Below are 24,805 nucleotides of genomic sequence, written 5' to 3'. Positions count from 1 at the left end.
CTATCGCCGCGCCGCCGCGTGATCCCAATAGGTGAAGTTGAAATCCTGCTGCGCGCGGGCCTGCAGGTGGCAGGTGAAGCAGCTGTTGAGCGGGATGTTGCGCCGCTCGCCGGTGCCGGTGAAGGCCGCATATTCCCATTCGCCGTTGCGCTGTTCCGGCCCGTAGCCCTCGCCCCAGCCCGCCTCCTTCTGCTGCGCGCCGATGGCGATCCAGCCCGGCTCGGGTATGAAGCGGCCGGATGTGTCGAGCAGCGGATTGCCCAGCGGGTCGAGACGCGCGCGGGTATCCGCCATGATGATCAGCGTGCCGTGCGGCGCCGGCTGGCCGGCGCGGGTGGCGGCATAGGCCTCGGGGTTGACGTAGAGATGCCGGATGATCTTGCGGTCCGGCTTGTCCACCGTGGCGTAGCGGATGAAGCGCTGCTGCCAGTCCGCCGGAAGCTCGATGTTCTGCGGCCCCGGCGTGTAAGCCGCGCGCGGTTGCGCAATCGCAACGGCGCCGAGCGCCACGAGCCCGAGCCCGGCGGCGATGATGGTCCGATGCATGGCACTCTCCTGGGGGCCTCGCCCGGCCGCATCAGGCCATGCCGGCGGCCGGCGAGGCAAGCGCGGATCACTGGCGTCCGTCGCCGCCAGCCGATATCAGGATCGGTGCCGGCGCGGGAGGAGACGAGATGAAGGATGCGCTGCTGGCCCTGGACCAGGGCACCACCTCGACCCGCGCCATCCTGCACGATGCCGCGCTGGCGCCGCGCGCGGCGGCACAGGCGGCACTGGCGCAGCACTACCCCTCGCCGGGCTGGGTGGAGCACGAGCCGGAGGAGATCTGGCAGGCCAGCCTCGCCACGCTGCGCGAGGCGCTGGCGCAGGGCGGCACGGCGGCGGGCCAGGTGGCGGGCATCGGCATCACCAACCAGCGCGAGACGGTGCTGCTGTGGGACCGCGCCAGTGGCCGCGCGCTGCACCGCGCCATCGTCTGGCAGGACCGCCGCACCGCTGCGCACTGCGCGAGGCTGGTGGCCGAGGGCGCGGCAGAGACGATCACCGCGCGCACCGGGCTGCTCTGCGATCCCTATTTCTCCGCCACCAAGCTCGCCTGGCTGCTGGACAACGTGGCCGGCGCGCGGGAGGCGGCGGAGCGCGGTGCGCTCGCCTTCGGCACGGTGGACAGCTTCCTGTTGTGGCGGCTGACCGGCGGGCGCGTGCATGCGACGGATGCGACCAATGCCTGCCGCACCATGCTCTACGACATCAGGCGCGGCGATTGGGACGAGGAGCTGCTGAAGCTGTTCCGTATCCCGCGCGCGGTGCTGCCGCGCATCCTGGATTGCGCCGCCGAGTTCGGCACCACCGAGCCTTCGCTGCTCGGCGCCGCCGTGCCGATCCGCGGCATGGCCGGCGACCAGCACGCGGCAACGCTCGGCCAGGCCTGCTTCGCGCCGGGCATGGTGAAATCCACCTACGGCACCGGCTGCTTCGCGGTGCTGAACACGGGCGAGGAGCCGGTGGTCTCGCGGAACCGCCTGCTGACGACGCTGGCCTGGCAACTCGGCGGCAAGCGCACCTATGCGCTGGAAGGCGCGATCTTCGTCGCCGGCGCGGCGGTGCAATGGCTGCGCGACGGGCTGCGCCTGTTCGCCGACGCCGCCGAGAGCGGCGTGCTGGCGCAGCGGGCGGACCCAGCACAGAACGTCGTCTTCGTGCCGGCCTTCGTCGGCCTCGGCGCGCCCTATTGGGATGCGGAGGCGCGCGGCGCGATCCTCGGCCTCACGCGCGGCACCGGCCCGGCGGAGATCGCGCGCGCGGCGCTGGAATCGGTGGCCTTCCAGACCCGCGACCTCATCGAGGCGATGGAGGCCGACTGGTCGGCATCCGGCGCGGGCCGTGTGCTGCGGGTGGATGGCGGCATGGTCGCCTCCGACTGGACGATGCAGTTCCTCGCCGACCTGCTCGGCGCGCCGGTGGACCGGCCGGAGGTGCAGGAGACGACGGCGCTCGGTGCGGCCTATCTCGCCGGCCTGCAGGCCGGGCTGCTGCCGCCGCCGGGGCCTTCGGTCGCGCATTGGCGACTGGAGCGCCGCTTCACCCCGAGCATGCCGCGCCCCGAGGCGGACCGCCGCTACGCCGTGTGGAAGGATGCGGTCGGTCGCGTCCTGACGCGCGGGTCAGAGGATGAGCTGACGCCATGATCTACGAAAGCTTCGGCGTAACACCGGTCATCAACGCCGCCGGCACCAACACCCGCCTCTCCGGCGGCATGATGCACCCCGAGGTGACCGCCGCGATGGCGGAGGCGGCGACCGCCTGCGTGGACATGCTCGAGCTGCAGGCCGCCGCCAGCCGCGAGATCGCGGCGGCGACCGGCGCGGAGGCCGGCATCGTCACCACCGGCGCTTCCGCCGCGCTGCTGCTTGGCGCGGCGGCGTGCATGGCCCGCCTCGACATCGCCGCCATGGACGCGCTGCCGGAGGCGCCGCCGCGCCGCGACTTCCTCATAGCCCGCAGCCAGCGCAACATGTACGACCGTGCGCTGCGCGTCGCCGGCGGGCGCCTCGTCGAGGTCGGCATTCCGGACCGCTTCAGCGGCGCCGGCGTGCGCGATGCCTCGGCGGCCGAGCTTGCCGCCGCGATCGGGCCGCAGACCGCCGCGGTGCTGTGGGTGGCGCAGCCCTGGTCCGAGCCTGCACTGCCGGAGGTGTCGCGCGTCGCGCAGGCTGCCGGCGTGCCGGTGCTGGTGGACGCCGCGGCGCAGCTTCCACCGGCCGCCAATCTCCGCCGCTTCGTCGCGGAGGGCGCGGACCTCGTCTGCTTCTCCGGCGGCAAGGCGATCGGCGGGCCGCAATCCAGCGGCATCCTCGCCGGGCGGCGGGAGCTGGTGGCCTCCGCGCTGCTGCAGATGCTCGACCTCGACCTGCCGGAGACGCAGTTCCGCCTGCCGCCGGAATTCGCCGGCAACGCGCAGCCGCCACGCCTGCCACATCACGGCATCGGTCGTTCCTGTAAGGCGGGCAAGGAGGAGATCATCGGCCTGCTGGTCGCGCTGCGCCGCTTCACCGAGGAAGGCGACGCCGCCCGCAGCGCCCGCCTGCGCGCGAAGCTTGAGGCCGTCTGCGCCGCAATGGGCGATACGCCGGCGGAGATCACCGCCACGCCCGTTCCCCTGCTGCTGCTGCGCCTGCCGGATGCCGCTGCGGCCCACAGCGCAGAGGCGCGGCTGCGCAGCCAGCGCATCCATGTCAGCCAGTCCCGGCTGCGCGAGGGCGTGCTGGTGGTGAACCCGCTGGCGTTGGCCGAGCGCGACCTGCCCGTGCTGGGCCGCGCGCTGGCGGATGCGCTGCGGGCATGAAGCGCCCCTGGCCTCGCATCCCGATCATCATCGTCCCTCCGCGCGGCGTCGCGCGGATCATGCTGTACCTCGTGCTGCCGCTGACGCTGGCGGCGGGCGTGCTGAACCTGTTCTTCGACGTGGACGCCTTCGAGGCGCGCACCGGCTTCTTCGACGCCATCGGCACCTTCATCATCGACGGCATCGTGGCGCTGGCCGGCCTGTTCGCCGCGCTCTACGCGGCATCGGTGTTCTTTCCCCGACGCTGGGGCGAGAAGGCGGGGATCGGCGGCGCCATCGTCGCCGCGCTGATCGCCGCCTTCTGCTTCCGGGTGCTGTGGCTCGGCGGTTCGGGGTAGCTCAACCGTAGCCGACGCCCTGGGTGTTCACATACACCGCATAGAGCGACTTCGCGGCCACCATGAACAGCCGGTTGCGGTGCGTGCCGCCGAAGGTCAGGTTGGCGCAGCGCTCCGGCAGGTCGATATGGCCGATCGGCGCGCCGGCGCTGTTGAAGATCCGCACGCCATCCAGCTCCGCATTCCCCATGCCCCAGCCGCACCACAGATTGCCGTCCACATCCACGCGGAAGCCGTCCGGCGTCTCGCCGGGGCGGCAGTTGTAGAAGACGCGGCTGTTGCGCAGCCTGTCGCCATCCACGTCGAAGACGCGGAAGCGGTTCGGAGAGGAGCGGTCCTCGCTGACATAGAGCAGCTTTTCGTCCGGGCTGAAGCACAGGCCGTTGGGGAAGCTGATGTCGTCCACCACCACCGTCACGCGGCCGGTCTGCCCGTCGATGCGGTACACATTGGTCGGCAGTTCCGGCTCCGCACGCTCGCCGGAGATGTAGCCCAGGATCCCGTAGGGCGGATCGGTGAACCAGATCGAGCCATCGGACTTCACCACCACCTCGTTCGGCGAGTTGAAGCGCTTGCCCTCGAAGCGATCGGCCAGCACGGTGATGCGACCGTCGCGCTCGGTGCGCACCACGCGGCGCGTCAGGTGCTCGCAGGTGACCAGGCGGCCTTCGCGATCACGGGTGTTGCCGTTCGGGTTGTTGGCGTTGTGGCGGAAGATCGCGGTCTGGCCGGTGATTTCGTCCCAGCGGTAGAGCCGGCTGTCATGCGGGTCCGACCAGACGAGGTATTTGTGGTCGCCGAACCAGGCCGGCCCCTCGCCCCAGCGCCAGCCCTCGGCCAGCCGCATGATCGCGGCCAGCGGCACGCGGTAGCGTGCGAAGGAGGGGTCGAGGATCCGGATGGCGGGGTCCGGATAGCGCTCGCTCATCCGCCACTGCGCGAGGGCGGGCGAGGCGAGCAGGGAGAGACCGGCGCCGAGAGCGGCGCGGCGTGACGTCGCCCGCAGGGCGCGGGATTCCGTGATCATGGCGCTTCCTCATGTCGTGCGGGCTCTGCGGCCCGCCGGCAGCCTTGCACATCGCCCGCCCAGGCTGGAACGATTATCCGCCCGGCGCCCCCTGGGTGTTCACGTAGAGGGAGTAGAGCGAATGCGCCGCGGCCATGAACAGCCGGTTCCGGTGCCGCCCGCCGAAGGCGACATTCGCGCAGCGCTCCGGCAGCGCGATGTGGCCGATCGGTGCGCCGGCGGCGTTGAACACCTTCACGCCGTCCCACTCCGGCCGCCCCATGCCCCAGCCGCACCAGAGGTTGCCCTCGATGTCCACGCGGAAGCCGTCCGGCGTCTCGCCGCTCTCGCAAGCGATGAAGACGCGGCGGTTGCGCAGCGTCGCGCCGCTCACGTCGTAGGCGAGGATGTTGCGCGGCTCGCTGCGGCTCTCGATGACGTAGAGGATGTTCTCGTCCGGGCTGAACGCCAGGCCGTTGGGATGGTCCACGTCGTCCGCCACCAGGCTGATCGCGCCGGTCTGCCCGTCCACGCGATAGACATTGGTGTGCGGCAGTTCGGGCGTGTGCTTCTCGCCCTCGTACCAGCCGCCGATGCCGAAGGGCGGGTCGGTGAACCAGATGCTGCCGTCGGACTTCACAACCACGTCGTTCGGGCTGTTCAGCCGCTTGCCCTCGAAGCTGTCGGCAATGACGGTGATGGCGCCGTCGTACTCGTGCCGGATCACGCGGCGGCCGAGATGCTCGCAGGCGATGATGCGGCCCTGCCGGTCGCGGGTGTGCCCGTTGGCGCGGTTGGAGGGCTGGCGGAAGACGGTGACATTGCCCGTCTCCTCATCCCACCGCAGCACGCGGTTGTTCGGGATGTCGGACCACAGCAGGCAGCGCTGGTCGCCGAGCCAGACCGGCCCCTCGCCCCATCGGCTGCCGGTCCACAGCCGCTCCACCGAGGTCAGCGGCAGGTGGTAGCGCTTGAAGCTCGGGTCCAGCGCGCGGATCGCCGGGTCCGGGTAGCGCAGGCTCTCGGTCCAGGTCATGTGGTCTCCATCCCTCTCTTGGCGAAGCATCGGTGCCGGCGCCATGCTGCCGCGAAGCGGAGGGGAGGGGAACCATGCCAGGCGCGCCGGCGCAGAAAGCCGAGCCGACAGCGACGGTCCGTCCGGCCCACCCGCTCTCCGCCCGCGCCGCCGCGACGCGCCAGCGCATCCTCGATGCGGCGCTGGCCGAGTTCGCCGAGAAGGGCCTGGCCGGCAGCCGGGTGGACGAGATCGCGGCGCGCGCCGGCGCCAACAAGCGCATGCTCTACGCGCATTTCGGCTCCAAGGAGGAGCTGTGGCTGACCGTGCTGGAACGCGCCTACGCCGCCAAGCGGGAGGAGGAGCGCGCCGTCGCGGTGGAGCACCTGCCGCCGCCCGAGGCCATGGCGCGGCTGGTCGCCTTCAACCTGCGCTACACCGCCCGCCACCCGGAATTCGTCGCGCTGCTGAACCAGGAGAACCTGCACCGCGCCGCCTATCTGCGCCGGTCGGAGGACGTGCCCGCACTCTACTCGCCGCTGGTGGAGGCGCTGCGGGGCGTGCTGGCGCGCGGCGTGGCCGAGGGCGTGTTCCGCAACGGGGTGGAGCCGATGCAGCTCTACATCTCGATCCTCGCACTCGGCCATTTCTACGTCGCCAACCGCCACACGCTGTCCACCATCTTCGGCACCAGGCTGGATACCGAAGCGGCGATCGCGGCGCGCGAGACCCACATTACGGAGGTGGTGCTGGGCTATCTGCGGCCGTGACTTGACCAGCCGCGCGGCGGCGGGTAACCGATCGGTTACTTAACGGGGAAACGCGCCATGGCGGAACGCCGCATCGGCCTCATCATGAACGGCGTCACCGGCCGGATGGGGATGAACCAGCACCTGATCCGGTCCATCGCCGCGATCCGCGCCGATGGCGGCGTGCCGCTCGCCAATGGCGACCGGATCATGCCCGACCCGATCCTGGTCGGCCGCAACCGCGAGAAGCTGGAGGCGCTGGCCAAGGCGCATGGCATCTCCCGCGTGAGCACGGATCTCGATGCCTGCCTGGCCGACCCGAAGGACGAGGTGTTCTTCGATGCCGCGACCACCCAGATGCGCGCGGCGCTGCTGCGCAAGGCGATCGCGGCCGGCAAGCACATCTATTGCGAGAAGCCGACCGCCGATAACCTCGAGGACGCGATGGATGTCGCGCGGCTGGCCAGGCGTGCCGGCATCAAGGCCGGCGTGGTGCAGGACAAGCTGTTCCTCCCCGGCCTGCGCAAGCTGAAGATGGTGATCGACAGCGGCTTCCTCGGCCGCATCTGCTCGGTGAAGGGCGAGTTCGGCTACTGGGTGTTCGAGGGCGACCTGCAGCCGACGCAGCGGCCTTCCTGGAACTACAAGAAGGCCGAGGGCGGCGGCATCATCCTCGATATGCTCTGTCACTGGCGCTATGTGCTGGACAACCTGTTCGGCGAGGTGGAGAGCGTCTCCTGCCTCGGCGCAACGCACATCCCGGTGCGCTACGACGAAGCCGGCAAGCCGTACGACGCGGACACCGACGACGCCGCCTATGCCACCTTCCAGCTGGCAGGCGGGATCGTGGCCCACATCAATTCCTCCTGGGTCACGCGCGTGCGCCGCGACGACCTGGTGACCTTCCAGGTGGACGGCACGCACGGCTCCGCGGTGGCGGGCCTGCAGAAATGCTGGACGCAGAGCCGCGTGAACACGCCGAAGCCGGTGTGGAACCCCGACATCCCGCAGCCGATCGACTTCTTCGCCGGCTGGCAGGAGGTGCCGAGCACGCAGGACTATCCGAACGGCTTCCGCGTGCAGTGGGAGATGTTCTTCAGGTATCTCGCCGGCGAGGTCGCGACCTATCCATGGGATCTGCTGGCCGGTGCCAAGGGCGTGCAGCTGGCGGAGGCCGGGCTGCAATCCTGGGCCGAGCGGCGTTGGATCGACCTGCCGAAGCTGGAGGTGTGATGCGATGACCGGCGGGCCGAAAGGCCCAGAGATCTGAATCGCATCACCCAGGGAGAATGCCATGCCGACGATCACGCTGCCGGAGGGCGAGTACAAGCTCGGCGCTCCGCGGGACTTCCCGAACGCGACGCCGCCCTTCCCACGCGTGGCGCTCGCCGCCGCGCATGTCGTGGCCGATCCGCTGGCCGAGCAGGATCCCTGGCTCGACGCCAAGGTGGACTGGGACCGCACCATCGCCTTCCGCAAGTATCTCTGGTCGCTCGGTCTCGGCGTCGCGGAGGCGATGGACACCGCCCAGCGCGGCATGGGCCTCGACTGGACGGCCGCGCAGGAACTCATCCGGCGCAGCCTCGACGCGATGCAGGACGTGCCCGGCGCGGTGATGGCATCCGGCGCCGGCACCGACCACCTCGCGCCCGGCCCCGACGTCACGGTGGACGACGTGATCCGCGCCTATGAGGAGCAGTGCGAGGCGGTCGAGCGGATGGGCGGCCGCATCATCCTGATGGCCTCGCGCGCGCTGGCAAAGGCCGCGAGGTCGCCGGCGGATTACGAGCGCGTCTACAACCGCATCCTCTCGGGCGTCGCGCAGCCGGTGATCATCCACTGGCTCGGCGAGATGTTCGACCCCGCGCTGGAAGGCTACTGGGGCAACCACGACCACATGGCGGCGATGGAGACGGCGCTCGCCGTCATCCACGCCAATGCCGCCAAGGTGGACGGCGTGAAGATCTCGCTGCTGGACGACCGCAAGGAGATCACGATGCGCCGCCGCCTGCCGAAGGGCGTGCGGATGTACACCGGCGACGACTTCAACTACGCCGAGCTGATCGCCGGCGACGAGCAGGGGTACTCGGACGCGCTGCTCGGCATCTTCGACCCGATCGCGCCCGCGGTCGGCGGTGCGCTGGCCTCGCTCCAGCGCAACGACCTGGCGACCTTCCACGACATCCTGGCGCCGACCGTCCCGCTCAGCCGCCACATCTTCAAGGCGCCGACGCGCTTCTACAAGACGGGCGTGGTCTTCATGGCCTGGCTCAACGGCCACCAGGACCACTTCGTCATGGTCGGCGGCCAGCACAGCGCACGCTCCATCCGGCATTTCTCCGAGCTGTTCCGCCTGGCCGACAAGGCCGGGCTGCTGCGCGACCCGGAGATGGCGGTGTCGCGGATGCGCAGCCTGCTCGCGGTGCACGGCGTCGCCTGATGCGGATAAGCCTCAACACCGTCACGGTGAAGGAGCGCTGGGGCCTCGCCGACTGCATCGAAGGCTGCGCGCGCCACGCCATCCCGGGCATCGCGCCCTGGCGCGACGTGTTGCAGGCGATGGGTGTCGAGCAGGCGGCGCGGCACATCCGTGACGCCGGCCTCGTCGTCACCGGCCTCTGTCGCGGCGGCATGTTCCCCGCCGCCGATGCCGCCGGCCGCGCCGCCGCGATCGAGGACAACCGCCGCGCCATCGAGGAAGCCCATGCGATCGGCGCGCGCTGCCTGGTCATGGTCTGCGGCGGCCTGCCGCCCGGCAGCAAGGACCTGCCCGCCGCGCGCGAGATGATGCGCGCCGGGCTGCACGCCATCCTGCCGGAGGCGCGTGCCGCCGGCGTGACGCTGGCGCTGGAGCCGCTGCATCCCATGACCTGCGCGGACCGGTCCGTGCTGTCCACGCTCGGCCAGGCGCTCGATCTCTGCGATGAACTCGGCGAGGGCACGGGTGTTGCGCTCGACGTCTATCATGTCTGGTGGGATCCCGATCTCGCGCGGCAGGTGGCGCGCGCGGCGTCACGCATCGCCGCCTTCCATGTCTGCGACTGGAAGGTGCCGACCACCGACACCGTCTTCGACCGCGGCCTGCCCGGCGAAGGCGTGATCGATATCAAGGCCATCCGCCATATGGTGGAACAGGCCGGCTATACCGGCGGCTTCGCGGAGGTGGAGATCCTCTCGAAGCGCTGGTGGACCCATGACCCCGACGAGGTCCTGGGCGAGATCAAGCGGCGGCACCAGACCGCCGTGTGATGCAAGAGCACGGGAGAACACGACCGATGATCCGCATGCAACGCCGGACGCTGGGCCGAACGCTGGTCGCCGCCGCGCTGGCGGCACCGCTCCTGCCGCGCGCCGCGCGCGCCCAAGGGGCTGCCGCTGCCTGGGCGCCGACGCGCGCGCTGCGCTTCGTGGTGCCCTTCCCGCCGGGCGGCGCCACCGACGTGGTCGCACGCATCCTCGGCGAGCGGATGCAGGCGAAGCTCGGCCAGCCGGTGACGGTGGAGAACCGCACCGGCGCCGCCGGCAATGTCGGCGTGGAGAACATCGTGCGCAGCGCGCCGGACGGCTACTCGCTGCTGATGGGCACCACCGGCACGCTGACGATCAACCCGCATCTCTACCGCAACATGACCTTCAACCCGGCCACCGACCTGGCCGGCGTCTCGATGGCCTTCGCGACCGACCATGTGGTGGTCGTGAACCCCTCGGTGCCGGCGCAGACCCTGCAGGAGCTGGTCGCGCTGCTGCGCGCGCGGCCCGGCCAGCTTTCCTTCGGCTCGGGCGGCAATGGCAGCTCCACGCATCTGGTGCCGGAACTGTTCAAGCTCGCCGCGCGCGTGGACATGCAGCACGTGCCCTATCGCGGCAGCGCGCCGGCGCTGAACGACACCGTCGCCGGCAACGTGCAGGTCATGCTGGACCAGCTGCCCTCCGCGCTGCCGATGATCCAGGCGAACCGCGTGCGCGCGCTGGCCGTCACCGGTCCGCGCCGCTCTTCCCTGCTGCCGAACGTGCCGACCATGGCGGAGGCCGGCTTCGCCGAGGCGCAGGCCACCTCCTGGGGCGCGGTGATGGTGCCGGCCGGCACGCCGGCGGCGGCCATCGAGCGGCTGAACGCGGTGATCCGCGAATCGCTCGCCGAGCCCGCGACGCAGCAGCGCCTGGTGGCGGCCGGCGCGGATGCCGTGGTCTCGACGCCTGCCGAGCTTGCCGCGACGATGCGCAGCGAGACGGAGAAGTGGGGCCGCGTGATCCGCGAAGCGCGCATCACGGTGAACTGAGATTGGCAACTGACACGGGGAACTGAGATGGGCGCGCTGCGCCGCCATGCGCCGGCCGTGCTCGCCCACCTCGCCGTGCTGGCGCTGTGGGCCTGGGCGACGACATGGGGCGGCGTGCCGCGCTTCATCCTGCCCGGCCCGCTGGAGACGCTGCGCGCGCTCTCCGCGCCGCAGATCGACTGGCCGCGCCACCTGGCGATGACCGCCGCCGAGGCCTTCGGCGGCTTCGCGCTGGCGGTGGTAATCGGCGTGCTGCTGGCGGTGGTGTTCACCTGGTCGGCTGCGCTGCGGCGCGGGATGATGCCGCTGCTGGTGACGCTGAACCTGATCCCGAAGGTGGCTCTCGCCCCGCTGTTCATCGTCTGGCTCGGCTACGGCCTGGTGCCGAACATCGCGATCACCTTCGTGATCTCCTTCTTCCCCATCGTCATCACCACGGCGCGCGGCCTGGCGGAGGTGGAGCCGGAGCTGATCGACCTCGTGCGCACCGTGCGCGCCACGCGCTGGCAGGTGTTCCGCAAGATCCAGCTGCCCTCCTCGCTGCCCTACCTGTTCAGCGGCATGCGCGTGGCGGCGGTGCTGGCGATCGCCGGCACGGTGGTGGGCGAGTTCGTCGGGTCGGAGGCCGGGCTCGGCTTCGTGATGATGGCGGCGCAGGGCACGCTCGACACGCCGGCGATGGTGATGGCGCTGATCCTCATCACGCTGGTCGGCGTCGCGCTCTATGCGCTCGTGGTGCTGCTGGAGCATCTGACGGTCACGGTCGATGCGCGCCTCCGCTGAACCCTTCCTTTCGCTGCGCGGCGTCGCCAAGACCTACCGCGCCGGCGGGCGGGAGACGGTGGCCGTCTCCGATGTCAGCTTCGACCTGGCGGAGGGCGAGTTCCTCGCGCTTGTCGGCCCGTCGGGCTGCGGCAAGTCCACGCTGCTGAAGATCCTCGCCGGGCTGCACCCGCACGATGCGGGGGAGCTGCGCATCTCCCACCCCGGCTTCGATCCCGGCCGCGACATCGGCGTGGCCTTCCAGTCGCCGCTGCTGCTGAAGTGGCGCCGCGTGCTGGACAATGTGCTGCTGCCCGCGGAGATCCTCGGCCTGCCCATGGCCGCGACGCGGGACCGCGCGCGCGACCTGCTGGCGCTGGTCGGCCTGGCGGGCAGCGAGGACAAGTTCCCCTATGAGCTGTCGGGCGGCATGCAGCAGCGCGTCAGCCTCGCCCGCGCGCTGGTGCACGACCCGAAGCTGGTGCTGCTGGACGAGCCTTTCGGCGCGCTGGATGCGCTGACGCGCGAGCGCATGAATCTCGAGATCCGGCGTATCTGGTCGAGCTCCGGCAAGACGGTGGTGATGGTCACGCACGGCGTGCAGGAAGCGGTGTTCTGCGCCACGCAGGTCGCCGTGCTCACCGCCGGGCCGGCGCGCATGGCGGACCATTTCGCGGTGGAACTGCCAGAGCCCCGGGAGCTTGCCATCCGCAACACGCCGGAATTCGGCGCGCTCGCCAGGCGCGTCTATGACAGGCTTGGACTGGAATGAGGGAGGAAACGCCAATGATCCGACGCATGCTTCTGGCCGCCACGGCGGCGCTCGGCCTGTCGGCCGCGCCCGCGGCCGCGCAGGACCGCATCACCCTGGTGCTGAACTGGCTCCCCGGTTCGGACCACGCGCCGCTCTACTGGGCGCAGCAGCAGAACCGCTACCGCGACGCCAACATCGCGCTGACCATCGAGAACGGGCGCGGCTCCGGCTTCGCCGCGCAGCGCACCGGCAGCGGCCAGGCGCAGATCGGCATCGTCGATTCGCCCTCCGCCCTGCAGGCGCGTGCGCAGGGCGCCGACCTCGTCGCCGGGATGATGATCTACGTGCAGTCGCCCTACGGCATCTATTGGAAGCGCAGCTCCGGCATCACCGGCCCGCAGGATTTCCGCGGCCGCCGCTTCGGCGCGCCGCCGGCCGATGCGGCGCGGGTGATGTGGCCGATGATCGCGCGCGCCATCGGCATCCAGCCGAACGAGGTGACCTGGGTGAACATCGCACCCGAGGCCAAGGTCGCGTCCCTGCAATCCGGCGCGATCCAGGCGACCACGCATTTCTACAACGTGCACTACATCTATGAGCGCGTCTTCGGCGACGACCTCGGCTACGTGCTGACGCGCGACATCGGCTTCAACCCGTACGGCAACGCCTTCTGGATCAACGGCCCCTGGCTGCGCGCCAACCGGGATGCGGCGCAGCGCTTCATCCGGGTGACGCAGGCGGCGTATCGCGACTGCCTGGCCAACCCCGCGCCCTGCGTGGAGGCGGTGTCCGGCCCGGCGGCGACCAGCGTGGAGGACCTCACCGTCTCCTGGCGCCTGGTGGCCGAGCTGATGGGCGACGACCCCGCCGGCAACCGCCCGCTCGGCGGCATGGACCCGGCGCGCATGGCGACGACGATCGAGGCGGTGCGCACCGCCTTCAACGCGCCGGAGATGACGCCGCAGCAGGTGATGACCAACGAGCTGCTCGATCCCTCCATCCCCTCGCACCGGGCGCCCGCACGATGAGCAATCCGAAGATCCTCACCACGGTCGTGGGCAGCTATCCCGTCCCCGACTGGCTGGTGGCACTGCCCTCCGAAACCGCTGTCGCCGACGCCACGCGGGTGGTCATCGCCACCCAGGAGCAGGCCGGCATCGACCTGGTCTGCGACGGCGAGCTCTACCGCTTCGACGTGAACCATCCCGAGACCAACGGGATGATCGAGTATTTCACCCGCCCCATGTCGGGCATCCGCAACGACAGCACCTTCGAGGAAGCGCTGGCCTATCGCGCCCAGCGCGGCATGGCCTTCCGGCTGCGCCCGCCCGGCACGGTGGACGGGCCGATCGGCCATGGCACGCTCGACCTGCCGGCGGCCTGCACGAAGGCGAAGCGTCTGGCGACGAAGCCGCTGAAGTTCACCGTCACCGGCCCGCACATGCTGGCCAAGACGCTGATCGACAGGCACTACGGCGGCAGCGCGGAGAAGGTGGCCTTCGCCATCGCCGACGTGCTGGCCGAGCAGGTCGCGCATTGCGACGCCGCGGTGGTCCAGCTCGACGAGGCGAACCTGCCCGGCAGCCCGGAGGAGGCGCCCTGGGCGGCAGAGGCGATCAACCGCGTGCTGCGCGCCGTGAAGACCAAGGCCGCGGTGCATCTCTGCTTCGGCAACTATGGCGGGCAGAGCATCCAGAAGGGCGGCTGGGACAAGCTGATGGGCTACCTCAACGCCCTGCAGGTGGACCATGTGGTGATGGAGAACGCGCATCGCCCGGCCGAGGAACTCGCGGTGTTCCGTGGCCTGCGCCCGGAGATCGGCATGGGCCTCGGCGTGGTGGACATCAAGCGCACGGATGTCGAATCGCCCGACGACATCGCCCGCGCCATCGAGCGCGCCGAGACGGTGATCGGCCCCGGCCGCGTGCGCTACATCCACCCGGATTGCGGATTCTGGATGCTGAAGCGTAACGTGGTCGACGCGAAGATCCGCGCCCTGGTCGCGGGCCGCGACCTGTTCGAGGGAAGGAGCGTGCGACGCGCCGCGTAGAAGCCGTCACCGGGCCGGGCCCCTGGCCCTGGATCGTCCTCGGCATCGCCGCGCTGGCCGCGGCGGTGCTGCTGGCGATGGGCCGCACGCCGATCTGCACCTGCGGCGACGTGAAGCTGTGGCACGGCATCGTCTTCAGCAGCGAGAACTCGCAGCACCTGACGGATTGGTACACGCCGTCCCACGTCATCCACGGCATGCTGTTCTACGGCGCGCTGTGGCCCCTGCGCGACCGGCTCGGCTGGTGGCCGCGGCTTGCCGTCGCCACGCTGGTCGAAGCCGCCTGGGAGATCGCGGAGAACACCGATGCGGTGATCCAGCGCTATCGCGAGGCGACCATCGCGCTCGACTATTTCGGCGACAGCGTCATCAACTCGGTGTTCGATATCGGCGCGATGTGGCTCGGCTTCTGGCTGGCGACGCGGCTGCCGGTGTGGGCCACCGTCACGCTCGCCCTGGCGATGGAGATCGGCGTCGGCCTGGCGATCCGCGACAATCTGACGCTCAACGTGCTGATGCTGCTCTGGCCGCTGGAGGCGGTGAAGACCTGGCAGGGCGGCGGGTGAGCGACCTCAGCAGCGGTCGGCGCGCTTTTCGGCAAAGTCCAGCAGGCAGCGCGCATAGCGCCCGGTGAAGCGCCAATGCGCGCCGCCGCCATGGCCCTGGATGCCGGAAGGGCGGTCCAGCATCAGCAGCCCCGCGGTGCGGTCGGCCAGCGAGCCGAGGATGCGGGCGCGCGCCTCCGGATCGGGGTCGAACTCGTCGCCGGCGAAATTCGCCACCGCCACCCGCGTCTCCGGGCTGCGCGCGCTGACGACGATGCGGCGGAGATCATCCAGCGCCCAGGCATGCGCGGGGCTGCCGCGCGGGCCATGCGCCGCCGGCGCGATGGCGATCACCGCATCCGCCAGGCCCGGCTCCGCCAGCGCCTGCAGCGCGTTCCATGCACCGCGCGACTGGCCGCCGGCGACCACCCGCGCATAGCCGCGGCGGCGAAGCTCGGCCAGCGCCTGGCGCATCCAGGCGGCGCCAGCCTCCGTCTCGTCGGTGATCGGGTCGCGGTCCAGGCGGATCACGTCGTAGCCGGCATTGTTGAAGGCGCGGACGTGCGGCTGCGGCTGCGAGCCGCGGCTGTCGGCGCCGCCCGGCGAGCGGCCATGCGCCCAGAGATAGGCCCCGCGCGCCCGCGCCGCGCCCTGCCAGAGGAAGCGGCGATCGGGCGAGAGCGACCAGCCGGGACCATCGGCCAGTGGCCGCGAAGGGGCGGGCGGCGTGTGCGCCTCCAGCCCCGGCCAGACCACGTCGAGGTCGCGCACATAGACGCGGCAGCCGCGCCCGCCCCATTGGGCGCAGTTCTCCAGGGCGCGCGTCTCGGTGGCCCTGGCGTCGTCCTCGATCGCGGCGGCCCAGCCCCAGGCGCCGTCCGGCGCGATGGCGAAGACTCGCGGCGTCGGCTGGAGCAGGAAGCGCTGGTAGTCGGCGCGGCCCTCGGCCGAGAGGTGGGGGGGGCGGGCCTCGTCGAGCAGAGGGGGCATGTCGGCGCGCGCGGCGGGTGCCAGCGCGGCCAGGGCAGTCACAAATCGAAGGATTGTCTTCAACATGCCGTGAAGAAGGAAACCATAGCGCAAGCCGGCCTGTCCAGCGGCGCCGCAGCAAGATTCGAGTGCGTATCGTTCCCTGTCTCATGCCCGCCGCCGCCCGGCGCGGACTTGCGGGGGCCGTGCGCCGGCGGCATGTTCCGCCACCTTTTCCGGACCCCCGAGGATCCCCGTTCGATGCGTGTCAAGGACGTGAAGAAGGTCGTGCTCGCCTATTCCGGCGGCCTCGACACCAGCGTGATCCTGAAGTGGCTGCAGACCACCTATGGCTGCGAGGTGGTGACCTTCACCGCCGATCTCGGTCAGGGCGAGGAGCTCGGCCCGGCGCGCGATAAGGCGCTGCTGCTCGGCATCAAGCCCGAGAACATCTTCATGGACGATCTGCGCGAGACCTTCGTGAAGGACTTCGTCTTCCCGATGTTCCGCGCCAATGCGCTGTACGAGGGAATGTACCTGCTGGGCACCTCCATCGCCCGCCCGCTGATCGCTCAGCGCCAGATCGAGATCGCCGAGCAGGTCGGCGCCGACGCGGTGGCGCATGGCGCCACCGGCAAGGGCAACGACCAGGTGCGCTTCGAGCTGAGCTACTACGCCCTCAAGCCCGAGGTGAAGATCATCGCCCCCTGGCGCGAATGGGAGCTGACCAGCCGCACGCGCCTGATCGAGTTCGCCGAGCAGCACCAGATCCCGATCGCCAAGGACAAGCGCGGCGAGGCGCCGTTCAGCGTGGACGCCAACCTTCTCCACAGCTCGTCCGAGGGCAAGATCCTGGAGGAGCCGTGGGACCAGCCGGACGAGATGGTCTGGCAGCGCACGATCAGCCCGATGGACGCGCCCGACAAGGCGACGGAGATCACCATCGAGTTCGAGCGCGGCGACGCCGTCGGCATCAACGGCGAGCGCCTCTCGCCCGCCACGCTGCTGACGAAGCTCAACGCGCTCGGCAAGGAGAACGGCATCGGCCGGCTCGACCTGGTGGAGAACCGCTTCGTCGGCATGAAGTCCCGCGGCTGCTACGAGACGCCCGGCGGCACCATCCTCTACGTCGCGCACCGCGCGATGGAGAGCATCACGCTCGACCGCGAGGCGGCGCATCTGAAGGACAGCCTGATGCCCCGCTATGCGGAGGTGATCTACAACGGCTTTTGGTTCGCCCCCGAGCGCCGGATGCTGCAGGCGCTGATCGACGAGAGCCAGAAGAGCGTGACGGGCACGGTCCGCCTCAAGCTCTACAAGGGCAACACCATCGTCACGGGCCGGCAGTCACCCAACAGCCTCTACTCGATGAAGCACGTCACCTTCGAGGACGACCAGGGCGCCTACGACCAGTTCGACGCCCAGGGCTTCATCAAGCTGAACGCACTGCGGCTGCGCCTCGGCGCGATGGCGGGGCGGAAGGGCGGGGCGCTGTAGGCGCCGCGGGGGGCGTTGCCCCCCTGCACCCCCCCACCAGGAGCCTGAGGCTCCTGGACCTGCGTCCGTTTAACGCCGAAGGCGGAGGGGGCACTTCGGCCCCCTCCGCCTTCGGCGTTGAAAAACAGATGTGGGGGTCCGGGGAGCTTCAAGCTCCCCGGCGGGGGCGTGGGGGCAGCGCCCCCGCTGGCGACCACACACCCACCCCCTCGCCCCCGCCCGCGCGCCCGGCTAGTTTCCGCCCCATGCGCTACATCTCCACCCGCGGCGAGGCCCCGCCCCGTGATTTCGAAGGCGTCCTGCTGGCGGGTCTCGCCGAGGATGGCGGGCTGTTCGTGCCCGAGTCCTGGCCGGTGCTGTCCTCCCGCGAATGGCGCGCGTTGCGCGGCCTGCCCTATCCGGAGCTCGCCGCCCGCATCCTGGCGCTGTTCACCGGCGGCCAGCCGGACGAGGCGGCGCTGAAGCCGCTGCTCGCCGAGGCCTATGCCGGCTTCGGCCACCGCGCCATCTGCCCCCTGGTCCAGCTCGACACCCGCGTCTTTGCGCTGGAGCTGTTCCACGGCCCGACGCTCGCCTTCAAGGACATGGCGATGCAGGCGCTCGGCCGCCTGTTCGACACCACCCTGGCCCGGCGCGGCGAGCGGGTGACGATCGTCGGCGCCACCTCCGGCGACACCGGCTCGGCGGCCATCGAGGCCTGCCGTGACCGGGAGGCGGTGGACATCGTCATCCTCCACCCGGAGGGCCGCACCTCCGAGGTGCAGCGGCGGCAGATGACCACGGTGCTTTCGCCGAACGTCGCCAACCTGGCCATCGCCGGCTCCTTCGATGACTGCCAGGATCTGGTGAAGGCGATGTTCGCCGATGCGCCCTTCCGCACCGAGGTGCGGCTGGCCGCGGTGAACTCGATCAACTGGGCCCGCGTCGCGCTGCAGATCCCCTACTACGTCGCCGCCGCGCTGGCGCTCGGCGCGCCGGACCGGGAGGTGGCCTTCTCGGTGCCCACCGGCAATTTCGGCAACGTCCTCGCCGCCTGGGCGGCGCGGCGGATGGGGCTGCCGATCGCGCAGCTCATCGTCGGCTCCAACCGCAACGACATCCTGACGCGCTTCCTCTCCGCCAACGACATGACGGTGCGCGGGGTGGAGCCCTCGCTCTCGCCCTCCATGGACATCCAGGTCAGCTCCAACTTCGAGCGGCTGCTGTTCGAGCTGCTGGGCCGCGACGCCGAGCAGACCACCGACATGATGCGCCGCTTCCGCACCGAGGGCCGCATGCCGGTGCCGGACGCCGCCTGGCGCGACGCCGCCGAGATCTTCCGCGGCTTCGCGCTGGACGATGAGGGCACGCTGGCCGAGATCGCCCGCCTGCACCGGGAATGCGGCTATCTCGCCGATCCGCACACCGCGGTCGGCACCGCCGCGGCGCTCGCGGTGCCGCCGGTGAACCCGGCCATCCCGCTGGTGGTCGCCGCCACCGCGCATCCGGCGAAATTCCCCGATGCGGTGCGCCGCGCCACCGGCAGCGCGCCCCCCCTGCCTTCGCGCCTGGCCGACCTATATGAGAGGCCCGAACGCCTCACCCGCCTGCCCGCCGATCTCGACGCCATCGAGGCCTTCGTGCGGGCGCATGCCAGACGCAACGCCCCCTGAGCGTTGCAGCCAGGAACAGAATGACCGACGCCATCCAGCTCACCCGCCTGCCCAGCGGCCTGACCGTCGTCTCCGAGACGATGCCCCGTGTCGAGACCGTCTCGATCGGCGCCTATGTGGACGCCGGCGCGCGGCATGAGACGGCGCCGGAGAACGGCGTCTCCCACTTCCTCGAGCACATGGCCTTCAAGGGCACCGCGAAGCGCGACGCCGCGGCGATCGCGCGCGAGATCGAGAATGTCGGCGGCCACATCAACGCCTACACCAGCCGCGAGAACACCGCCTTCTACTGCAAGGTGCTGAAGGAGGACACCAGGCTGGCCGCCGACATCATCGGCGACATCCTCTGCCATTCCGCCTGCGACAAGGAGGAGGTGGAGCGCGAGCGCGGCGTGATCCTGCAGGAGATCGGCCAGGCCAACGACACGCCGGACGACATCGTCTTCGACCATTTCCAGTCCACCGCCTATGCCTCCCAGGCGATCGGCCGCCCCGTCCTCGGCACCGAGGAGAGCATCAAGGCGATGAGCCGGGAGGCGCTGACCGGCTACATGCGCCGCCACTACGGCCACCGCCGCATGGTCGTCGCCGCCGCCGGCGCCATCGAGCATGCCGACCTGCTGGACATGGTGCGCACCCACTTCGCCGACCTGCCCGAGGCCGTCGCGGCCGAGGCCGAGGGCGCGCGCTACACCGGCGGCGAGTTCCGCGAGGACCGCGAGCTGGACCAGGTGCACCTGGTGCTCGGCTTCCCCTCGGTCTCGGCGACGGATGCGATGCACATGCCGACGCAGATCCTCTCCACCCTGCTCGGCGGCGGCATGTCCTCCCGCCTGTTCCAGGAAATCCGGGAGAAGCGCGGCTTGGTCTATTCGGTCTATTCCTTCGTCTCGCCCTTCGCCGATGGCGGCATCTTCGCGGTCTATGCCGGCACCGGCGAGGACCAGGCGGAGGAGCTGGTGCCGGTGGCGGTCGAGGAGTTGCGCCGCGTGCAGCGCGACGTGACGCAGGACGAGCTGGACCGCGCCAAGGCGCAGCTCCGCGCCAGCCTGCTGATGTCGCTCGAGAGCACCGGCAGCCGCTGCGAGCAGCTGGCCCGCCAGCTGCAGGTGCATGGCCGCATCATCCCGGTGGAGGAGACCAAGGCGAAGATCGCCGCGGTGACCATCGAGCAGGTGCAGCAGGCCGCCGCGCGCATGTTCCGCGCCACGCCCACGCTCGCCGCCCTCGGCCCGGCCGGCAAGGTGCCGGCGCTGCCGGCGATCGCGGAGAAGCTGGCGGCGTAGCGCCGGCATGCCGAACAGGAGGCGCGCATGAACGAACTCGACAGGCTTGCCGACCTCGTCGCCGCGGCGAAGCGCGCCGGCGCCGATTCCGCCGATGCGCTGCTCGTGCGCAACGCCTCGCTCTCGGTCTCCCGCCGGCTCGGCAAGATCGAGCAGCTGGAGCGCGCGGAGGGCACCGATCTCGGCCTGCGCGTCTTCTGCGGCAAGCGCCAGGCCATCGTCTCCGCCACCGACCCCGATCCCAAGGGCTTCGCCGCCCTGGCGGAGCGCGCGGTGGCGATGGCGCAGGTGGTGCCGGAAGACCCTTACGGCGGCCTGCCCGACCGCTTCGACCCGCCGCGCGATGTCAGGCCGCTCGACCTGTGGGATCCCGCCGAGCCCGGTGCCGCGCAGCTGATCGAACGCGCCGCCGCGGCGGAGGACGCCGCGCTGGCGGTCAAGGGCGTGACCAACAGCGAAGGTGCGGACGCCGGCTGGGGGCACCTGCACATCGCGCTGGTGATGTCGAACGGCTTCGCCGGCGCCTATGCCCGCAGCTCCCACAGCCTGTCCTGCACGGCGCTGGCCGGCGAGGGCACGGGGATGGAGCGCGACTACGAATGGTCCTCGGTGGTCCATCTGGAGGATCTGGAGGACGCCGCCGGCATCGGCCACCGCGCCGCCGAGAAGGCGATCGCCCGGCTCAACCCGAAGCGTCCGAAGACCGCGCGCATCCCGGTGGTCTACGACCCGCGCGCGGCGGGTTCGCTGCTCGGGCACCTCTCCGGCGCGATCAACGGCGCCGCCGTGGCGCGCGGCACCTCCTTCCTGCGCGAATCGCTCGGCCAGCCTGTGCTGGCGAAGGGCCTGACGGTGCGCGACGACCCGACGCGGCCGCGCGGCCTGCGCTCCCGCCCCTTCGACGGCGAGGGCATGGCGGGCATCCCGCGCGCCATCGTCGAGGATGGCGTGCTCACCACCTGGATCCTCGATTGGCGCGCCGCGCGGCAGCTCGGCATGGCCAGCACCGGCCATGCCAGCCGCGGCACCGGCGGCCCGCCCGGCCCGGCGACGACCAACCTCTGGCTGGAGCCCAGCGCCTTGACGCCCACCGCGCTGATGGCCGACATCGCCGAGGGCCTCTACGTGACCGACCTGATCGGCATGGGCGTGAACGGCGTGACCGGCGACTACAGCCGCGGCGCCGCCGGCTTCATGATCCGCAATGGCGCGCTGGCCGAGCCGGTGAGCGAGATCACCATCGCCGGCAACCTGAAGGAGATGTTCCTCCACATGGCCGCCGCCGACGACCTGCAGTTCAAGCGCGGCACCGACGCGCCGACCATCCGCATCGACGGGATGACCCTGGCCGGCGCATGAGCACGGAGACGCCGATCACGCGCGAAGGCGTGGAGTTCGCCTACCGCTTCCTGCTCGGCCGTCCGCCGGAGAACGAGAAGGCTTACGAGTACGGCCTCTCGGCCGGCACGGTGGAGGCGCTGCGGCGCTGGATCATGGCCAGCCCCGAATTCGCGGACAAGCTGCACCGCGACGCGCCGATCGTCTTCAAGCGCTGGCTCGCCAAGGAGCGCGAGGGGCGTGCGGTGGCGAAGGCGCCGGCCCCGCCGGCGAACGCCGCCGATCCATCGGCGCCCGCCGAGCCACCGACGCGGCCGGCCAGGCCCGCGCGCGCCGTCGCGCCCGCCCGCGCCGCCGCGCAGCGCGCCCGCGCCGCCGAGACGCTGGCGGCGGTCTTCGCCCGGCACGTCGTCATCCACACGCATATCGAGAAATGCGCGGGCAGCTCGGTGATCGAGGGGTTCCGCCGGCTGTTCGGCCCGCCCGCCTGCCTCGACCTGCGCGCGGCGGACGCGCCCAGGCCCGCCAAGCTCCCGCCCGAGCACCGCGCCCGCATCCGGCTGCTGACCGGCCACATCCACCATGGCGGCCACGAGGAGGCCTTCGGGCGGCAGCCGCTCTACATCGCCACGGTGCGCGATCCCGTGGCCCGGCTGGTCTCCTTCCTCGGCTTCCTGCGCCGCAGCGTCGCGCATCCCGAATACGCGCGCTATGCCGGGGTCCCGGTCGAGGAGGCGGTGCGGCGCATGGTTTCGCGGCGCTATTCCTTCGTCGGCAACGGCCAGTGCATGGCACTCGCCCGCACCCCGAGCTTCGAGGCGGCGCGCGCCAGCATCGAGCGGAACTACCTGCTGGTCCTGCCGCATGCCTCGGCGAACCGCATCCCCGCCCTGTTCGCCGATGCCTTCGGCCTGCCGCGCCCGAAGCAGGTGATCTGGGTGAACGCCACCCCCGCCAAGCCGCCCGAGATCGTCCCCGACGAGGCGCTCGCCGCGCACATCCACTCGCTGAACGCCGAGGATGACCGCCTCTACCACTGGGTGCTGGAGAACGAGGAGGCGCTGCTGGCCCGCGCGACGGAGCGGCTCGCCGCGCTGGCCGCGGCGGCCGCCCCCCCGAACCCGGCCCAGGCGGCGGCGCCCGATCAGAACACGAAGCGCGTCCCCACCAGCACCGACCGCCCCGGCGCCGCGAAGCCGTTGGCCGGCTCGTAGCGGCTGTCGGTGAGGTTGCGGCCCTCGGCGAAGGCCGCGATCGCCGGGGTGATCTGGTAGCTCGCCGTCAGGTTCAGCAGCATCCCCTGTGGGTTCCAGGCCGCGCCGAAGCGCGGCGCGCCGCTGTCCTCGTAGGAGGCGAAGGGCCCCTCCAGCGCGCGGCCGGTGAAGACCAGCTCCGGCACCACCGTCAGCCGCGGCAGCGGCGCGATGCGCGCCGAGAGCGCGAGCACGTTCTTCGGCCGCCGCGGCAACTGCCGCCCGGTGCTCTCATCCTCCGTCTCGGTGATGGTCCAGGCCGCGCGCAGGCCGAGCCAGGCGGCGGGGCGCAGCGTCAAGGACAGCTCCGCCCCCTGCGCCCGCGCGCGGTCCACATTCTCCAGCGAATCGAAGGCCGAGTTGAAGTTGATCAGGTTGCGGTAGCGCGCCGAGAACCAGGTGGCGCCGAAGGTCGCGAAATCCGCCCGGCCGGCGGCGGCGATGTCGGTCTCCACCCCCACCTCCCAGGCGAAGGAGCGTTCGGGGCGGAGGTCGGGATTGCCGCGGAAGAAGCCGCCGATGATGCCGAAGCGCTGGAACAGCGAGGGCGCCTTGAATGCCGTCCCCGCCGAGGCATGCACCCGCGACGCGACCTCCGGCAGCGCCAGCACCGCGCCGAGCCGCCAGGTGGTGGCGCCGTCGTAATCCTCCGCCGCGTCGTGGCGCAGCCCGGCCGAGAGGTCGAGCCGCCCGAACAGCCGCCCCTGCGCGCCCACATGCAGCGCGGTGGAGCGCGCCGTCGCGTCGGTGGTGGTCAGCAGCCCGCCGGAGATCGAGCGGCTGTCGCTGCTCTCGATCTCATGCGTGGCGCCGAAGGCCAGCCCGGTGTCCTGGAACGGCCCGACATCGCCGAGCCGCAGCCGGTTGCCCCAGTCGAAGGTCTGGCGCTGGCCGCGGTAGAGGTCGTCGGTGTCGCCGGGATTGCCGGCGTCCGGCAGGTTCAGGTAGCGCCGCCGGTCCTGCGCCACCGCGATGCGCAGGCCGGTGGTCCAGGCGCCGTCGAGCAGCGTGGTCTCGCCGCGGAGCTGGCCGAACCAGTTCTGGTCGCGCCCGGTGTAGTTGGGGTCGTCCAGGCGGAAGAAGGGCGCGTCGTCCAGCTCCGTCCGGTTCCGCCGCCAGCGCAGCAGTGCCTCCACCCGGCTGCCCGCATCGGGGCGGAAGCCGAGGCGGGCGGTGGCGGCGCGCGCCTCCAGCCCGTCGCGCTCGCCGCGGTTGGTCGCCATCCGCCGCGGCACCACGTTGAAGCCGCGCGTGGTGAGTGCCTGGCCCGTCACCATCCAGTCGAACCGGCCATCATTGCCGGCGGCGCCGAGCACCCCGCGGCCGGTGCGCTGGGTGCCGGCGGCGAGCTCGCCGAAGAGTTGCGCCGGCGTGCCCGGCGGCGCGCGGCGCGTCACCAGGTTCACCACGCCGCCCAGCGCGCCGGAGCCGTAGAGCGCCGAGGCCGGGCCGCGCACCACCTCGATGCGCTCGATGTCGCCCAGCAGCTCGTTGCCGAAGTTGAAGGCGCCGTTGGGCTCCGAGGCATCGTTCAGCGGCGCGCCGTCCAGCAGCACCAGCACGTGCCGCCCGGCGGCGCCGCGCAGGAAGGCGGTGGCGTTCTGCCCCGGCCCGCCCTGCTGCACCAGGTTGAGGCCGGGGATGGCGCGCATCGCCTCGGCCAGCGTCTGGTAGCCGCGCTCGGCAATGTCCTCCCGCGTCAGCACGGTGACGGCGGCGGGCACCCGCTCGGCCTCGGTGGGGATGCGGGTGGCGGTGACGATGGTGTCGGGGATCGCCTGCTGGGCATGGGCGCATGGCACCCAGAGCAGGGCGGTGGTGAGGAATAGGAGGCGGCGCATCGGTCTCTCCGTGCGGCGTGACGACATGCCCCGGGCGGGAAACCCGACCGGGACGGCTGGCGTCGTCGCCGCAGGCGAAGGCGAGCGCCGCCCGTTGCCGGACGGCTGTCGCTTCGTTGCGCCG

General features: G+C 71.3%; 23 protein-coding genes. 18 read left to right on the top strand and 5 right to left on the bottom strand.

The annotated features are described in order from the left end of the window. Window positions 1-546, bottom strand: coding sequence for a cytochrome P460 family protein (locus ACESM1_RS12815; RefSeq protein WP_372620614.1), 546 nt, complete (start codon window positions 544-546; stop codon window positions 1-3). Window positions 547-674: 128 nt separating this feature from the next. Here ACESM1_RS12815 and glpK point away from each other — a divergent pair, with 128 nt between their 5' ends. From glpK to ACESM1_RS12800, 3 genes are read left to right on the top strand one after another with little or no spacing between them, the layout of a single operon-like run. Continuing rightward, window positions 675-2,189: a glycerol kinase GlpK gene (gene glpK, locus ACESM1_RS12810; protein WP_372620612.1), complete on the top strand. Its 1,515-nt coding sequence runs from the start codon at window positions 675-677 to the stop codon at window positions 2,187-2,189. Beyond that, window positions 2,186-3,346, top strand: coding sequence for a hypothetical protein (locus ACESM1_RS12805; protein WP_372620610.1), 1,161 nt, complete (start codon window positions 2,186-2,188; stop codon window positions 3,344-3,346). The genes glpK and ACESM1_RS12805 overlap by 4 nt, the downstream gene beginning before the upstream one ends. Further along, window positions 3,343-3,684 carry a hypothetical protein gene (locus ACESM1_RS12800; RefSeq protein WP_372620608.1) on the top strand — a complete coding sequence of 114 codons (342 nt, stop codon included), beginning with the start codon at window positions 3,343-3,345 and terminating at the stop codon, window positions 3,682-3,684. Before ACESM1_RS12805 ends, ACESM1_RS12800 begins: the two co-directional genes overlap by 4 nt. Before the next feature lies 1 nt (window position 3,685). Here ACESM1_RS12800 and ACESM1_RS12795 read toward each other — a convergent pair whose 3' ends face one another. Further along, window positions 3,686-4,612 (bottom strand): SMP-30/gluconolactonase/LRE family protein, encoded by a 927-nt coding sequence (locus ACESM1_RS12795; RefSeq protein ID WP_372620630.1) that lies wholly within the window; start codon window positions 4,610-4,612, stop codon window positions 3,686-3,688. Window positions 4,613-4,784: 172 nt separating this feature from the next. After that, window positions 4,785-5,726: an SMP-30/gluconolactonase/LRE family protein gene (locus ACESM1_RS12790; protein ID WP_372620606.1), complete on the bottom strand. Its 942-nt coding sequence runs from the start codon at window positions 5,724-5,726 to the stop codon at window positions 4,785-4,787. Between the two features lie 74 nt (window positions 5,727-5,800). On the opposite strand from ACESM1_RS12790, the gene ACESM1_RS12785 reads away from it, so the two are divergent. From ACESM1_RS12785 to ACESM1_RS12740, 10 genes are all read left to right on the top strand, one after another. Beyond that, window positions 5,801-6,475 (top strand): TetR/AcrR family transcriptional regulator, encoded by a 675-nt coding sequence (locus ACESM1_RS12785; RefSeq protein ID WP_372620604.1) that lies wholly within the window; start codon window positions 5,801-5,803, stop codon window positions 6,473-6,475. Between the two features lie 57 nt (window positions 6,476-6,532). After that, window positions 6,533-7,687: a Gfo/Idh/MocA family protein gene (locus ACESM1_RS12780; protein ID WP_372620602.1), complete on the top strand. Its 1,155-nt coding sequence runs from the start codon at window positions 6,533-6,535 to the stop codon at window positions 7,685-7,687. 61 nt (window positions 7,688-7,748) lie between these two features. Then, window positions 7,749-8,894: a dihydrodipicolinate synthase family protein gene (locus ACESM1_RS12775; RefSeq protein ID WP_372620601.1), complete on the top strand. Its 1,146-nt coding sequence runs from the start codon at window positions 7,749-7,751 to the stop codon at window positions 8,892-8,894. Continuing rightward, the gene (locus ACESM1_RS12770; protein WP_372620599.1) at window positions 8,894-9,703 is read left to right on the top strand and encodes a sugar phosphate isomerase/epimerase family protein; all 810 of its coding nucleotides are present in this window, start codon (window positions 8,894-8,896) and stop codon (window positions 9,701-9,703) included. The genes ACESM1_RS12775 and ACESM1_RS12770 overlap by 1 nt, the downstream gene beginning before the upstream one ends. 26 nt (window positions 9,704-9,729) lie before the next feature. Beyond that, window positions 9,730-10,734, top strand: a complete 1,005-nt coding sequence (locus tag ACESM1_RS12765; RefSeq protein WP_372620597.1) for a Bug family tripartite tricarboxylate transporter substrate binding protein — start codon at window positions 9,730-9,732, stop codon at window positions 10,732-10,734. A 27-nt stretch (window positions 10,735-10,761) separates the two neighbouring features. After that, the gene (locus tag ACESM1_RS12760) at window positions 10,762-11,517 is read left to right on the top strand and encodes an ABC transporter permease (RefSeq protein ID WP_372620596.1); all 756 of its coding nucleotides are present in this window, start codon (window positions 10,762-10,764) and stop codon (window positions 11,515-11,517) included. After that, a complete protein-coding gene (locus ACESM1_RS12755) occupies window positions 11,501-12,268 on the top strand; it encodes an ABC transporter ATP-binding protein (RefSeq protein ID WP_372620594.1) in 768 nt (255 codons plus the stop codon). Before ACESM1_RS12760 ends, ACESM1_RS12755 begins: the two co-directional genes overlap by 17 nt. A gap of 14 nt (window positions 12,269-12,282) precedes the next feature. After that, on the top strand, window positions 12,283-13,278 hold the full coding sequence (locus ACESM1_RS12750) for an ABC transporter substrate-binding protein (RefSeq protein ID WP_372620593.1): 996 nt from the start codon (window positions 12,283-12,285) through the stop codon (window positions 13,276-13,278). After that, the gene (locus ACESM1_RS12745) at window positions 13,275-14,300 is read left to right on the top strand and encodes a cobalamin-independent methionine synthase II family protein (protein WP_372620591.1); all 1,026 of its coding nucleotides are present in this window, start codon (window positions 13,275-13,277) and stop codon (window positions 14,298-14,300) included. Before ACESM1_RS12750 ends, ACESM1_RS12745 begins: the two co-directional genes overlap by 4 nt. A 32-nt stretch (window positions 14,301-14,332) precedes the next feature. Continuing rightward, window positions 14,333-14,866 carry a DUF2585 domain-containing protein gene (locus ACESM1_RS12740; protein ID WP_372620628.1) on the top strand — a complete coding sequence of 178 codons (534 nt, stop codon included), beginning with the start codon at window positions 14,333-14,335 and terminating at the stop codon, window positions 14,864-14,866. Window positions 14,867-14,872: 6 nt separating this feature from the next. Here the strand turns inward: ACESM1_RS12740 and ACESM1_RS12735 are convergent, their stop codons facing one another. Further along, window positions 14,873-15,877, bottom strand: a complete 1,005-nt coding sequence (locus ACESM1_RS12735; RefSeq protein ID WP_372620589.1) for a hypothetical protein — start codon at window positions 15,875-15,877, stop codon at window positions 14,873-14,875. A gap of 198 nt (window positions 15,878-16,075) precedes the next feature. Between ACESM1_RS12735 and ACESM1_RS12730 the strand changes: the two genes are divergently transcribed. The 5 genes from ACESM1_RS12730 to ACESM1_RS12710 all read left to right on the top strand — a co-directional run bounded on the left by ACESM1_RS12730 (window position 16,076) and on the right by ACESM1_RS12710 (window position 22,801). After that, window positions 16,076-17,311: an argininosuccinate synthase gene (locus ACESM1_RS12730; protein ID WP_372620587.1), complete on the top strand. Its 1,236-nt coding sequence runs from the start codon at window positions 16,076-16,078 to the stop codon at window positions 17,309-17,311. A gap of 245 nt (window positions 17,312-17,556) precedes the next feature. Then, the gene (thrC, locus tag ACESM1_RS12725; protein WP_372620586.1) at window positions 17,557-18,963 is read left to right on the top strand and encodes a threonine synthase; all 1,407 of its coding nucleotides are present in this window, start codon (window positions 17,557-17,559) and stop codon (window positions 18,961-18,963) included. 20 nt (window positions 18,964-18,983) lie between these two features. Further along, window positions 18,984-20,249, top strand: a complete 1,266-nt coding sequence (locus tag ACESM1_RS12720) for a M16 family metallopeptidase (RefSeq protein ID WP_372620585.1) — start codon at window positions 18,984-18,986, stop codon at window positions 20,247-20,249. A 27-nt stretch (window positions 20,250-20,276) separates the two neighbouring features. Further along, the gene (locus tag ACESM1_RS12715; RefSeq protein ID WP_372620583.1) at window positions 20,277-21,608 is read left to right on the top strand and encodes a TldD/PmbA family protein; all 1,332 of its coding nucleotides are present in this window, start codon (window positions 20,277-20,279) and stop codon (window positions 21,606-21,608) included. Next, window positions 21,605-22,801, top strand: a complete 1,197-nt coding sequence (locus ACESM1_RS12710) for a hypothetical protein (protein WP_372620581.1) — start codon at window positions 21,605-21,607, stop codon at window positions 22,799-22,801. Before ACESM1_RS12715 ends, ACESM1_RS12710 begins: the two co-directional genes overlap by 4 nt. Here the strand turns inward: ACESM1_RS12710 and ACESM1_RS12705 are convergent. Next, on the bottom strand, window positions 22,732-24,681 hold the full coding sequence (locus tag ACESM1_RS12705; protein ID WP_372620579.1) for a TonB-dependent receptor plug domain-containing protein: 1,950 nt from the start codon (window positions 24,679-24,681) through the stop codon (window positions 22,732-22,734). The genes ACESM1_RS12710 and ACESM1_RS12705 overlap by 70 nt on opposite strands. Window positions 24,682-24,805 lie beyond the last annotated feature (124 nt).

The sequence above is a fragment of the Falsiroseomonas sp. genome (genome assembly GCF_041690465.1).
Lineage (GTDB): Bacteria > Pseudomonadota > Alphaproteobacteria > Acetobacterales > Acetobacteraceae > Falsiroseomonas.
Note: the sequence above shows the minus strand (reverse complement) of the source record. Positions and strands in the feature narration are given on the sequence as shown.

Excerpts from the sequence above, each read along its gene's own strand:
- ACESM1_RS12760 (WP_372620596.1), top strand. The coding sequence starts at position 10,762 with ATGGGCGCGCTGCGCCGCCATGCGCCGGCCGTGCTCGCCCACCTCGCC.
- ACESM1_RS12770 (WP_372620599.1), top strand. The coding sequence starts at position 8,894 with ATGCGGATAAGCCTCAACACCGTCACGGTGAAGGAGCGCTGGGGCCTC.
- ACESM1_RS12775 (WP_372620601.1), top strand. The coding sequence starts at position 7,749 with ATGCCGACGATCACGCTGCCGGAGGGCGAGTACAAGCTCGGCGCTCCG.
- ACESM1_RS12780 (WP_372620602.1), top strand. The coding sequence starts at position 6,533 with ATGGCGGAACGCCGCATCGGCCTCATCATGAACGGCGTCACCGGCCGG.
- ACESM1_RS12765 (WP_372620597.1), top strand. The coding sequence starts at position 9,730 with ATGATCCGCATGCAACGCCGGACGCTGGGCCGAACGCTGGTCGCCGCC.
- ACESM1_RS12715 (WP_372620583.1), top strand. The coding sequence starts at position 20,277 with ATGAACGAACTCGACAGGCTTGCCGACCTCGTCGCCGCGGCGAAGCGC.
- thrC (WP_372620586.1), top strand. The coding sequence starts at position 17,557 with ATGCGCTACATCTCCACCCGCGGCGAGGCCCCGCCCCGTGATTTCGAA.
- ACESM1_RS12730 (WP_372620587.1), top strand. The coding sequence starts at position 16,076 with ATGCGTGTCAAGGACGTGAAGAAGGTCGTGCTCGCCTATTCCGGCGGC.
- ACESM1_RS12795 (WP_372620630.1), bottom strand. The coding sequence starts at position 4,612 with ATGAGCGAGCGCTATCCGGACCCCGCCATCCGGATCCTCGACCCCTCC.
- glpK (WP_372620612.1), top strand. The coding sequence starts at position 675 with ATGAAGGATGCGCTGCTGGCCCTGGACCAGGGCACCACCTCGACCCGC.
- ACESM1_RS12745 (WP_372620591.1), top strand. The coding sequence starts at position 13,275 with ATGAGCAATCCGAAGATCCTCACCACGGTCGTGGGCAGCTATCCCGTC.
- ACESM1_RS12800 (WP_372620608.1), top strand. The coding sequence starts at position 3,343 with ATGAAGCGCCCCTGGCCTCGCATCCCGATCATCATCGTCCCTCCGCGC.
- ACESM1_RS12720 (WP_372620585.1), top strand. The coding sequence starts at position 18,984 with ATGACCGACGCCATCCAGCTCACCCGCCTGCCCAGCGGCCTGACCGTC.
- ACESM1_RS12815 (WP_372620614.1), bottom strand. The coding sequence starts at position 546 with ATGCATCGGACCATCATCGCCGCCGGGCTCGGGCTCGTGGCGCTCGGC.
- ACESM1_RS12755 (WP_372620594.1), top strand. The coding sequence starts at position 11,501 with ATGCGCGCCTCCGCTGAACCCTTCCTTTCGCTGCGCGGCGTCGCCAAG.
- ACESM1_RS12750 (WP_372620593.1), top strand. The coding sequence starts at position 12,283 with ATGATCCGACGCATGCTTCTGGCCGCCACGGCGGCGCTCGGCCTGTCG.
- ACESM1_RS12705 (WP_372620579.1), bottom strand. The coding sequence starts at position 24,681 with ATGCGCCGCCTCCTATTCCTCACCACCGCCCTGCTCTGGGTGCCATGC.
- ACESM1_RS12805 (WP_372620610.1), top strand. The coding sequence starts at position 2,186 with ATGATCTACGAAAGCTTCGGCGTAACACCGGTCATCAACGCCGCCGGC.
- ACESM1_RS12790 (WP_372620606.1), bottom strand. The coding sequence starts at position 5,726 with ATGACCTGGACCGAGAGCCTGCGCTACCCGGACCCGGCGATCCGCGCG.
- ACESM1_RS12785 (WP_372620604.1), top strand. The coding sequence starts at position 5,801 with ATGCCAGGCGCGCCGGCGCAGAAAGCCGAGCCGACAGCGACGGTCCGT.
- ACESM1_RS12710 (WP_372620581.1), top strand. The coding sequence starts at position 21,605 with ATGAGCACGGAGACGCCGATCACGCGCGAAGGCGTGGAGTTCGCCTAC.